Source organism: Cognatundibacterium crateris, assembly GCF_010078235.1.
Classification (GTDB): domain Bacteria; phylum Pseudomonadota; class Gammaproteobacteria; order Burkholderiales; family Burkholderiaceae_D; genus Undibacterium; species Undibacterium crateris.
Map to the genome: position 1 here is coordinate 217,021 of NZ_JAABOS010000008.1, position 11,671 is coordinate 228,691.

At 55.3% G+C, this 11,671-nt stretch carries 11 protein-coding genes; all 11 read right to left on the reverse strand.

All coding sequences use genetic code 11. The annotated features are described in order from the left end of the window. Nucleotides 1-27: 27 nt before the first annotated feature. The gene (locus tag EYB48_RS15455) at nucleotides 28-1,197 is read right to left on the reverse strand and encodes a DUF5009 domain-containing protein (RefSeq protein WP_162021269.1); all 1,170 of its coding nucleotides are present in this window, start codon (nucleotides 1,195-1,197) and stop codon (nucleotides 28-30) included. Further along, entirely contained in the window at nucleotides 1,197-2,366 is a 1,170-nt protein-coding gene (locus EYB48_RS15460; RefSeq protein WP_162021270.1) for an ABC transporter ATP-binding protein, read from the reverse strand. The genes EYB48_RS15455 and EYB48_RS15460 overlap by 1 nt, the downstream gene beginning before the upstream one ends. A 75-nt stretch (nucleotides 2,367-2,441) precedes the next feature. Continuing rightward, nucleotides 2,442-3,956 carry a beta-N-acetylhexosaminidase gene (gene nagZ, locus EYB48_RS15465; protein ID WP_235935183.1) on the reverse strand — a complete coding sequence of 505 codons (1,515 nt, stop codon included), beginning with the start codon at nucleotides 3,954-3,956 and terminating at the stop codon, nucleotides 2,442-2,444. After that, on the reverse strand, nucleotides 3,953-4,807 hold the full coding sequence (locus tag EYB48_RS15470; protein ID WP_162021271.1) for a carbohydrate ABC transporter permease: 855 nt from the start codon (nucleotides 4,805-4,807) through the stop codon (nucleotides 3,953-3,955). The genes nagZ and EYB48_RS15470 overlap by 4 nt, the downstream gene beginning before the upstream one ends. Next, on the reverse strand, nucleotides 4,804-5,667 hold the full coding sequence (locus EYB48_RS15475) for a carbohydrate ABC transporter permease (RefSeq protein ID WP_162021272.1): 864 nt from the start codon (nucleotides 5,665-5,667) through the stop codon (nucleotides 4,804-4,806). Before EYB48_RS15475 ends, EYB48_RS15470 begins: the two co-directional genes overlap by 4 nt. After that, nucleotides 5,664-6,992 carry an ABC transporter substrate-binding protein gene (locus EYB48_RS15480; RefSeq protein ID WP_235935185.1) on the reverse strand — a complete coding sequence of 443 codons (1,329 nt, stop codon included), beginning with the start codon at nucleotides 6,990-6,992 and terminating at the stop codon, nucleotides 5,664-5,666. The genes EYB48_RS15475 and EYB48_RS15480 overlap by 4 nt, the downstream gene beginning before the upstream one ends. Nucleotides 6,993-7,147: 155 nt before the next feature. Beyond that, entirely contained in the window at nucleotides 7,148-8,158 is a 1,011-nt protein-coding gene (locus EYB48_RS15485) for an SIS domain-containing protein (RefSeq protein ID WP_162021291.1), read from the reverse strand. Next, nucleotides 8,151-9,266 (reverse strand): N-acetylglucosamine-6-phosphate deacetylase, encoded by a 1,116-nt coding sequence (gene nagA, locus EYB48_RS15490; protein ID WP_202927800.1) that lies wholly within the window; start codon nucleotides 9,264-9,266, stop codon nucleotides 8,151-8,153. Before nagA ends, EYB48_RS15485 begins: the two co-directional genes overlap by 8 nt. Next, entirely contained in the window at nucleotides 9,263-9,997 is a 735-nt protein-coding gene (locus tag EYB48_RS15495) for a GntR family transcriptional regulator (RefSeq protein ID WP_162021273.1), read from the reverse strand. Before EYB48_RS15495 ends, nagA begins: the two co-directional genes overlap by 4 nt. Nucleotides 9,998-10,036: 39 nt before the next feature. Beyond that, the gene (locus tag EYB48_RS15500; protein ID WP_162021274.1) at nucleotides 10,037-11,008 is read right to left on the reverse strand and encodes a glucosamine kinase nucleotide-binding domain-containing protein; all 972 of its coding nucleotides are present in this window, start codon (nucleotides 11,006-11,008) and stop codon (nucleotides 10,037-10,039) included. A gap of 441 nt (nucleotides 11,009-11,449) precedes the next feature. Further along, a partial coding sequence (locus EYB48_RS15505) for an ExbD/TolR family protein (protein WP_202927801.1) occupies nucleotides 11,450-11,671 on the reverse strand: 222 nt, incomplete at its 5' end.

Here is an 11,671-nt window from a genome sequence, read left to right on the forward strand (position 1 = left end):
CTGAGCAGGGTTCTGGCAACGCGCCATTCAGATCCGCAATTGCCAGCCGCGTTTATCCAGCTGCGCCACGATTACAAATAACAGCGTCATATATCCCTGCGTGATCAGCATGGCCACTTCGCCTTGCAGGCACCACTGCGGCCACCCGCCCCCCAGAGCACGCAACAAATGGAAGCCCAAGTAAGGCAATAAATACAGCAATAGCGAATGCCGCGCTGCAGGCAGAAGCAAAGCAACAGGACGGGCCAGCCAGTCGAGCTTGATGGCGCGCTCCAGACCCAGATAAGCCAACCAACAAGCTGCAACCGATATCCAGCCCCAGGATGGCGTGGCATGGATTTTAGAAACTGGGAAATAGTGACAGGTGATAATCACCATCAAAACAAGCGCGATTGCCTGCAACGCCAATGCACCTGGTGTACGCGCAGTCGCAGCTGCAGGCAAGCGTATCAGCCAGGCTGCGCTGGCCGCGCCCATCAACACGATCTGGGTATGCGTGAGCAGGTTCGCCTGTTCCAGCACGGCAGATCCAAGCGGCAGCCAGCTTGTGAGCATCGCCCATAGCACACTGCAAATAAGCGCCAACAGCGCCAGATAAAGGCCACGCCGGCTCAGCCAGATCAGCGCCAGATTCGCGAGCCACGCAGCCCAGCCTATCAGTCCGAGTATGCCCCACCATTGTGGCCGTAAGATCGTGCTGCCGCCCTGCCCCACATAGCTGGCACACAATAGCAGCAACAGTAAAACAGCCACGCTACGCATGAGCACAAGCGGTCTGCCACTCAGCGCAGGCCAGTCCAGCCAGATACCCGCAATCGCCAGATACAACAAGACATTCCACAGATGGATGGGCAGCCACATCTGAGCTGCGTCGTAGCCACTGTCGGCATTGACCATCAAAACGCCGAGCAGCACCAGCACCGCAGAACGTCGCGTGGTCTGGACTGTGCGCTGCCAGCGCGAGCTTTTCGCTGCGCTGACTGACTGGCTCAGGTAGGCCGACATACCGACGATATACAAAAAAGCCGGGAACACCAGATCCGCTAAAGTCATATATCCGGCGTCTGCTGCAGCATGCTGCATCCAGCCCGGTATGCCAGTCACGCCGGCCAGATCATTGACCACTATCATGAGCACGATAGTCAGTGCGCGAAATACGTCAACCGTCTGCTGACGCTGCATAGCTAACTGCGCCATCAGCAGGCTGGCTGCACTGACTGAACCGGCACGGCTGACAGGCTGCGCTGTACAGCCTGTCCATCTGCATCAAACAAATGGCAATGCGCGAGATTCAGACTGACCTGTACGCTCTGGCCCGGTGTGGGTAAGGCTGCAGCCGCGGATACGCGCATCGCAAACATACCGTCCTGGCCGGCAGCGGACAGATATAAGACATTGCTGTCCCCCAGCTGCTCAACAAAGCCCAGTTGCAGTGTGAAACTGGCACTGTATCCTTCCGTTGCGGCGGATTGTGTGCTGCTTAGCTGCCAGTGCTCGGCGCGTACGCCCAGCGTCCACGGTGCTCCCGGCTGCAGCTGCGCTGGCAGCAGTGCGGTGCTAGTCACTGGTATAGAAAAATCCGCCAGTCCGGGCAAACTCAGGCGCAAAGCAGCTGGCTGCACTTCCAGCAAACGCAGCTGGAAGAAATTCATTTTGGGCGAGCCCAAAAAGCCCGCCACAAACTGCGTGGCGGGCTGATGATACAACTCCATAGGCGTACCAACCTGAGCGATACCGCCCGCATGAAAGACTGCAATGCGCTGTCCCAGCGTCATGGCCTCAACCTGATCATGCGTCACATAGATCATGGTCGACTGTAATTCCTGATGCAAACGGCTCAGCTCTATGCGGGTCTGCACCCGCAGACTCGCGTCCAGATTCGACAAAGGCTCGTCCAGCAAAAACAATTGAGGCTGACGCACGATGGCACGCCCTATCGCCACCCGCTGCCGCTGACCACCCGATAAGTCTTTAGGTTTGCGATCTAACAGATGGCTGATCTGTAGTTTTTCAGCCGCCTGCGCTACCGCCTTGCGTATCTCCGCTTTCGGCATACGTGTGAGGCTCAAGGCAAAGGCCATGTTTTCAAACACCGTCATATGCGGATACAGTGCATAAGACTGAAACACCATCGCCAGGCCACGCTGCGCCGGTGGTGTTTCATTGGCACGCACACCGGCGATCTGTAATTCGCCATCTGTGATCTCTTCCAGCCCAGCGATCATACGCAGCAAGGTCGATTTACCGCAACCCGAAGGGCCGACAAAGACCATGAATTCGCCGTCGCGGATATGCAGATTGATATCCTGCAGTACCATCTGCGATCCATAGGATTTACGAACTTGGTGCAAGCTGACTTCCGCCATCGCTGTCTCTGCCTCTGCCTTAATGTGCTTATCTGAATATTGGTATTGCTTTATCCGCTGCGCTGGGCTTCGGATTTACTGAAATCCGCTCACAGGAATTTTTCCTTCCGCCCGCACTTCACCCGCCAGCCAGGCGCGTGCTGCGTCAACTGCCGGTGCGGCAAAGCCGTAAGTCAGCAAAGCCGGTGCATCGATATCGAGCATCTGGAAAGGATTCCACAGCACCAGATGCAGGTCTGGTTTCCAGCTATCCCTGACTTGCTGGCTGTAGCGTATGCGTACCGTTGAGGCCAGAATCACATAGCGCCCATCCTGTGGCAAATCATCCCAGCGGAAGCTATCCGCATTGTCAAAGGTCACTGTATCAACGTCGTACAGACTGCTTAACATGGCCGTGACTTTTTCTGCCGGTATGCCCGCTTCCGACACGCCATCGCTGACCACATCGGCACTGATGACCAGACGCACCTTGCTGCCTTTGGCTGGTGCGACCGGATTGCCGCAAGCGGTGAGTCCGCGTTTCCAGGCAGACGACATCAAAATACGGTCAGCCAGTTCAGTCTGATACGCGCTTTGCTGGCAAGGGTAAGCCTTCGTCAGCTGACGTACCCGCGCCAGCCTTTGTTCTATCTCTGCCGCTGTAATCTGGCCGCTCGCAATGACCTGCGTCAGTGCTTCCAGGGTTTCCAGCTGAGTTTCTGTGGTGCCCAGTGCCATCACCAGATCCGCACCAGCCAGCAAGGCTTTGACTGCCGCCTTGCCGACACCATAGCGTCCTGCAATCGCATGCATATCCATGCCATCGGTAATCACCACACCCTGGTAATTCCATTGCTTCCGCAGCAGCCCGGTCAAAATAGCTTCTGACATGGTGGCCGGATTGTCGGCGTCCAGCGCCGGATACACGATGTGTGCTGTCATCATGGCAGGTGCCTCGCGACTGACGGCGATTTGGAATGGCGCCAGCTCCAGTGCCTGCAATTCTTCCAGTGTTTTATCGACGGTAGGTAAGTCGCGATGGGAATCGACATTGGTGTCGCCATGTCCCGGGAAATGTTTGACGCAGCACGCCACACCTTCCGACAAACTGCCATCCATCCAGGCCAGAGCCAGCTCCGCCGCGCGGCCTGGATCGGAACCAAAGGAGCGCTCGGAAATGACGGGATTGTCCACGTTATTATTCAGGTCCAAGACTGGTGCAAAATTCCAGTTAAAACCCAGTGCCTTGACGCCGCGAGCCACCGCAGCACCTACTTGATAACACAAGTCTTTGTCACCACTCGCACCCAGCGACATCGCAGCAGGCGGTTGCGGCACCCAGGTCGAACGCACCACAGCGCCACCTTCCTGATCCAGTGCGATCAATGCTTCCGGCCCCATCACTGCACGCAGATCGGCCGTCATTTTTTTCAATTGCAGTTCATCTGTCATATTGCCGCGGAACAGACAGATAGCGCGGATATGGTGCTGCTTCAGGAAAGCGGCGGCCGCCTCATCCAGCTGGGTGCCCGGCATGCGTATCATGACCAGCTGACCAGCCAGGCGACGTGCTTCTTCGATACTCATTACTAATGGGGTTTCTTGCGTCATTTCACTGCTCCATCCATGCCGCGCATAAAAAAGCGCTGGGTAAATAAAAAGGCCACCAATATCGGTGCGACCGTCAAAATGGTTCCTGCTGCTATCACCCTGGTGCTGCTGCCATACGTGCCGCGTAAATACAGCACGCCGGCCGACAAGGGGAAATCTTCTGGCTTGGCTATCACGATGGATGGCCAGATATATTCATTCCAGGCTTCAACCGCAGTCAGTATGCCGACCGTCGCCAGCCAGGGCGCGATCAATGGCAATACGATGCGGAAAAACACAGTCCATTCGCTGGCGCCATCCACCCGTGCCGCATCGAGCAAATCCTGCGGCACTTCATCGAAGGCTTGCTTGAGTAACAGGATAGACACGGCGGTGACCAGATTTGGCAAGACCACAGCGGTATAAGTATCGACCAGCCCGAGCCGGGTCATGCTGATGAAGTTGACCAGAAAATTCACTTCAGAAGGCAGCACCATGGTCAGCAAAACCACGCCGATAATCAGGCGACGACCACGGAATTGCATGCGCGACAGTGGATACGCCGCCATAGAGCAAATAACTAACTTACCGGCCACGGTAAGCAAGGTAATCAGGATGGAGTTTTTGTAAAACGCCAGTATCGGTATGACCCGGAATACTTCGGCAAAATTATCCAGCGCCACGCCTTGCGGCCAGAATACCGGCGGAAACGCAAAGGTATTGCCCTTGGTCGACAGAGCCACCACCAGCGTCCACCAAAACGGAAAAACACAAATCACTGTTATCAGGATCAGCAACAGATAATGCAGCAAGGACCGCAGCAAGCGCTGCAGCAGATGGAGTCGTGCATTCGAAAAAAGAGCGTGCTTCATGTGCGCTGCCTCGGTCTCAGGTATTGCAAACACACAGCGGCAATTCCGATGCAGCTGAGCGACACCACAAAACTGGCAGCCAGACCACGCGGCAGTTTCAAATGCTTGAGTCCCTGGTCATACGCATAGTAAAGCGCGGTAAAGGTGGAGTTCATCGGCCCGCCCTGAGTCAGCACATCGACCTCCTGATATGCCTTCAGTGCAGCCAGCACACACATGATGCTGCAGATCATGACGGTAGGCAGCAACATAGGAAAAGTAATGCGCCAGAAACGCTGCCAGCGGTTCGCACCATCAAGCAAGGCGGCTTCCTCGACTTCTGCCGGCAGTGATTGCAAGGCCGCCAGATACATCACCATATACCAGCCCAGACCACGCCAGAACGATACAAACATCACGCACAGTAAAGCCAGCGTGTCATCTGACAACCAGCCCAAAGGTGCGGCAATCAGATGCGCACGCAGCAAGACGTAGTTGAGTGCGCCCTGCTCATGAAACATAAAGCCCCACATGATGCCGACCACTGATACGGTAGTCACAACCGGTACATAAAACGCGGCGCGGAACCAGCGTATCGCAGGTAAGCGATTGTTCACCAGCACCGCCAACAAGATGGCGGCAAGCTGGGTGCAAGGCACGACCAGCAAAAACACAAAGGAATTGCGCAAGCCAGTCAGGAACATTTCATTGTTGAATAGCGCGACATAATTATCCAGGCCCACCCAATGGGTTTCGCGCATCAGGCTGAAATCGGTGAAACTCAGATACGAGCCATACAGCACGGGCCAGAATGAAAAAGCCGCCAGCAACAGCAGCGCCGGTGTCACGAATAACCAGGCTAACAAGCGTTGTGAGCTCATGGGTGTGCGCGCCTCTGCAGTTTGCGGTTCCAGATCACCACCGCTTCATCCAGCGCTTTCTGAATATCACGTTTACCAGTCACCCCGGCCTCCACTGCTTTCACCAGAAAACGGCGTAACTCATCGTAATCATCAATACCAGCCACATACAGACTGCGTGCTGAATTCATGGAATTCGCCGCCACATTCAGCGCCTGCTCAGCGGCCCCGGTGTGTTCAGGCAGAAGACGGAAATACGGATGCGCCAGAGCCTGTTTGGTGGTCGGCATCACGCCCGCCATTTTGGCAAAGGCGAGCTGATTATTTTCACCGGTCAGAAACCGTGCGAACTCTGCAATCGCCGGTAATTCGGATTTTTTGACGCCCTTAGGTATCGCAAAATGGAACATCCAGCCGCCATCATTGATGCCGGTTGGTCCTGCAGGCACAGGAAAAATACCGGTCTGCGCATAGATCTCGGGCGCATCGGTCTGTATGCGGCGGATCGCGGTCGGTGCACTCACCATCAGCCCCAGCCGTCCGCCCAGATAGGCATCAACCACGGCTGGAAAATTATCTTCTGCGAACAGCTTATCTTTGAGCAGGCCACCCGCTCTGTAAGTCGCCGCAAGTTTGCGTATCAGGCTCACATGCGCAGGCGAATTGAAGACCGCCTTGCCATCGCTGACCAGCGCTAAGCCCTGCTGCATCAGAAAGCCATCTATCTTTCCCAAGGCCGGTGCATAGCCAGGCTTGCCGGTACGTGCAGAAATCATCACTGCCAAGGCCAGCAACTGATCCATATTTTCTGGCGCTTTGACATGTCCTGTTGCGGCCAGGATGCTGCGGTTATAGGCAATCACATTCACATTACTGTAATGCGGGAAGCCATACACTTTGCCATTGAAACGTAAATCAGCCAGTGCGGCATCGGTATAGTCGGGTGCCTTACCCGGCACTGCCAGCCACTGATCCACAGGTTCTAATAAGCCATCGCGCGCCATTTCTTCGGCCCAGGGCACACTCAGATTGACCAACGCTGGTGGTCTTCCGGCCGCAATCGCAGTGATCAGTTTCAGCTGCAATACATCCCAGGGAAAATCCACCCACTCAATTTTGACGCCAGGGTGCTTAGCCTCGTACTGGCGTACCAACTCCTGAAAATAAGGAATGAATTTAGGCTTCAGGCTCATGGTCCAGAATTCGATTTTCTGGGCAGCCAAAACAGGGCCAGGCAATGCCAGCATCAAGCCAGCCAGCATGAGCATTGAGAACATACCGACCGGGAGCCGGGATCGACAGCCTATGCGACAGGCACACTGCCACCAGCTGTTTAAAAATCGCATATGTTTCATTTTCCTGTCACGACTTTCTAAATCCCGGACGGCGTTGAAGATGTCTCTGTTTTTTTCTGGAATAGCGCAATTCTCGCTGCGCTCAGGCGCTGTAGTCCTGAACGCAGTAAAGCAAGAAGCGCAAGCAAGTATCGCGGTGCTGCTGTTTAGTTAGTCTTAGTGACTTTGCTTAAATGGCGTGGCTGATCTGGATTGAGTCCACGTGCTACCGACAAATGCGCAGCCATGACATAGAAAGCCTGAATCGCAACGATAGGGTCCAGATCTGGCGTAGCCGCAGTCGGCAGGGTCAGATTGCGTTCTGCCACATTGTCAGGAGCTGCCAGTAAGACGTTGGCACCGCGTCCGCGCATTTCTTCCGCCAGACGGATCAGGCCTTCCTGCGCCGCACCGCGAGTTGCGAAAATCAGCAAAGGATAGCCATCATGTATCAAGGCCATAGGGCCATGCTTGATTTCAGCGCCGCTGAAGGCTTCAGCCTGTATCACTGAGGTTTCTTTGAACTTCAAGGCAGATTCCAGCGCTACCGGAAAACTGATACCACGTCCCACCACCATGATGCGTTGAGCCGGTGTCAGTACATCCAGTGCAGCCGACCAGTCGAGCTGGGTCGCAGCATGCAAGGCTTCCGGCAGGGCATCGATCGCGCTCAGAAAATCTGCATCATTCTGCCAGTGGCCAGCCAGACGGGCTCCAGCTACCAGGGAAGTGATAAAACTCTTAGTCGCCGCTACGCTGAGTTCCGGACCAGCATGCAAAGGCATAGTCCATTCAGCCGCCTGCGCCAATGGCGATGCAGCATCATTCACCAGCGCTACCGTGGTGGCGCCACCCTGGCGGAAATACGAAATTGGCTCCACCACATCCGGGCTTTGGCCTGACTGAGAAATCGCGATTGCGAGCGTATCTTTGGTATGCAGCGGTGCTTTATTCAGCGTCACCAGCGACATAGGCAGCGAGGTCACCAGACGGCCCAGACGCGCCATGATCAGGTAAGCCGCATAGTTAGCGGCATGATCGGAACTGCCGCGCGCCACCGTCAGCACGGAGGCTGGTGGATGCGCACGCAGATGTGCGCCCAGATCGGCATAAGCCTGGCGTTCCTGAGTGAGTTGGTAAGCTACGCGTTCGGATGAAGCACAGGCTTCTTTAAGCATCTGAGAGGTCAATCTTTTCTCCTTCTACATACACGGCAATAAGGTTGAGGCTGGCATCCAGCACAACCAGGTCGGCGAACGCGCCCGCACGCAGGCGGCCACGTTCAGATAAACCGAGATAATCAGCGGCGTAAGTAGAAACCCGTCGGGAAGCATCTTCCAGCGTGAGTCCGATACTGACCAGATTGCGTAAAGCCTGATCCATCGTCAGGGTGCTGCCAGCCAGCGTGCCATCTTCCAGACGCACACCACCCAGACATTTATGCACCACCTGACGACCCAGCATGTATTGCCCGTCCGGCATACCGGATGCTGCTGTCGAATCGGTTACACAATACAAATGCGGAATTGCCCGCAGCGCTGCCTTGATCGCCCCCGGATGTACATGGAGCAGATCAGGAATAATTTCTGAAAATTCAGCATGGGCGAGCGCAGCGCCAACCATGCCGGGAGCGCGATGATCGAGTCGCGACATCGCGTTATACAAATGGGTAAATCCTTTGGCACCGTTTTCCAATGCAGCCACACCATCTTCATAGCTACCCAGGGTGTGACCGATCTGCACCTGCATGCCCATTGCGGTCAGCTCGCGCACCAGTTGCAGATGTCCATCCATTTCGGGCGCAACCGTGATCAGACGTATCGGTGCGATCGCATGCAAATGCTGGACTTGTTGTAAGGAGCCGATGCCAGCGAAATCCGGTTGCGCACCCAGCTTACCCGGATTGATATACGGGCCTTCCAGATGCACACCCAATACCCGCGCTGAGTTGGCAGGACGCGCATCCACCAGTGGACGAATCGCGTGTAAGGCCGCTTCAATATCCGCCTGTGGCGCGGTCATAGTAGTTGCCAGCAGACTGGTGGTGCCATGCCTGGCATGTTGACGCGCAATCACGGAAACCGCGTCTCCCGCTTCCATCGTGTCTTTACCACCGGCACCGTGTACATGCAGATCAACGAAACCCGGCAGGATATAGGGCAATTCGCCCTCTCCAGTATTTTCACTGGCGTGTATCGCGGCGATCTTTTCGCTGAATTCTATGTGCCCCTGCACCCAGCCTTCCGGCGTCAGGATTTTCCCTTGCAAGCCTTGATGCAAACTCATCTGAACAACTCCGCAACGAAGTCATAGTAATCGCTGCGGCAGTACGAATGCGATAACTCTATCGCCGTACCATTTGGCAGATACCCGACACGGGTAATGAATAGCATTGCCGCGCCTTGCTTGATGTCTGCCAGCCGGGCCTGCTCTGCCGTCGCGTTCACCGCGCGGATATGCTGCAGCGCGCGCGTCGGTGCCACATTATGCGATTCCAGATAGCCGTACAAACTGTCGGTCACCAGCTTAGGATTAGGCATGTACATGGCGGGGATGGTGGTGCTCTCAATTGCCATCACCACATTGTCTGCAGTGCGCAAACGTTTAAGGCGCGACACCACCGTATTCGGCGACAAGCCTAAGGATAAAATCTCTTCCGGCGAGGCGACCCCGGTATCACGTAAAATCCAGCGCGAACCAGGCACAAAGCCACGCTGGCGCAATTCTTCACTGAAGTTAGTCAGACGCGACAAAGGCTGCTCCAGCTTAGGCGTGATATAGGTGCCGGAACCATGTTTGCGCGTCAGCAAACCACGCTCGCACAGCATGTCTATGGCCTTACGTGCCGTCACCCGGGATATCTCCAGTGTTTCGGATAGCATGCGCTCAGAGGGCAAGGCTTCATCCGGCTGCCATAAACCACTATGTATGCCATTAGCCAGTTTATTGGCCAGCTGCAGATAAAGCGGTGTGGAGCTCTCGCTATCTGGTTTGAAATCAATTATGTGTGACAACATCTGTGCCTCCCCTGTTTTACTTTTCGTTTTTATGCGTTTTTATGCGTTCTTGTGCATGGTGTGCGTGGTGTGTTGGAGGTGGCGCTTAATCAGCAGCATCGCGCCATGCGCGGATCCTCCCACCGGTGCCTGTATTCTATGTTGTAAAGGCTGAGGAATGTACGGCAGTATCATTTCCGCCAAACCGCCGCTCAATGCGACTGGTAAACTCTGTTGCGGGTCGAGTGCCAAGGCCATTTGTTGCACATCTCGCCCAGCCTGCAACATCATTTCTCTGGCTACCAGACTGCCCGCCGCATGTCGTATCACGACCGGAGCCAGCGTGGCATAACGGGTTTGATTGGCGGCCGCCAGCCAGCCGAACATCGCTGCCTGATCGGTGCCCAGATGCTCAAATAACTCTGCCGAAAAAGCATCTGCAGGCAAACGTCCATCCATCACGCGCTGCGCGTAATTGACGGCCTGAAAGCCCAGCCATGCGCCACTGGCTTCATCGCCCACTGGAAAGCCCCAGCCGCCGACTTCGCGCCGCTTTCCATCTTGCATTAACATCTCACCCACACTGCCGGTACCCAATGCAATCACGACACCTGCTGCGCCACCATGCGCACCCAGTAAGGTGGTGTAGGCATCGGTCTCGACCACGATGCGGGCAAAGCCTGGGTTCAGTGCGATAAATTCCTGTGCCCAGTGCACATTGTTGACACCAGCCAGACCACAGCCTATCGCGACCTCACTCAATGCCGCATTCGCCACGCCAGCAGCGCTGAATGCATGCTGCAAAGCCAGCTGAATCTGCTCCCATGCTTTATCGCGACCATGTGCCAGTCCTGACGGCCCTGCAGCACCACGTGCAATCTCTTCGCCGCTGGCATCGCACAACACGACTCTGGTGCCCGTTCCACCTCCATCGACACCAACTATATAGCGATAGCTCTGAGCAGACTCAATGATGTCTGCAGCCTTAGATAAGGAAACTGAATTTCCTGATTTTAATTCTTCTGAATTCATGTGGGCACGTTGGACTTGCAGCTTAATTTGGGCTCAGAGGCGAGCCTGAATCAACTAAAATAGTTTCTGTTAAAATCATAAGCTTCACTGTAAAAGTAATAGCTAGTGGTTGTCAATAGGTATTTAAGTGGTATTTAACAATGTGCAGCAATTTAAGCTGCCATAGCCGCTGTGTTCATACATACCTCTGCATCCGGCATGCCGCGCTAAGACTTACCCAGCCTCAAACCCTGCCCCGGAACGACCACACCACTTCCTGATTCAGCGCCACCTTTACTGTCTGAATCTGCCCACTGGCATCAAACCTGCGTCAAAGCCCAGACCCGCATACCAGACAGATGTATCAGCCAGGCACACAAGTACCTGAGCGCCCGACTGAGCGCAGACATCTGCGATGCCTGCGACTTCCCTGACTGCTCTTACTTCGGCCTTACTTCAGCCTTACTTCATAAACTGCTCATTCCCAACCATACCGATCTTGGTCACGCCCAGACGTTGGGCTGAGGCCATCACCGCTGCCACCGATTTGTACGGGACCACTGCGTTTGGACGCAGATGCACTTCCGGCTGGTCGGCCTGTGTCGCGACTTCGGTCAGCTTGGCTTCGAGTTCGTTACGGTTGGCTAATGCTACTCCATTCCACAACACGGTGCCGTCAAAGTC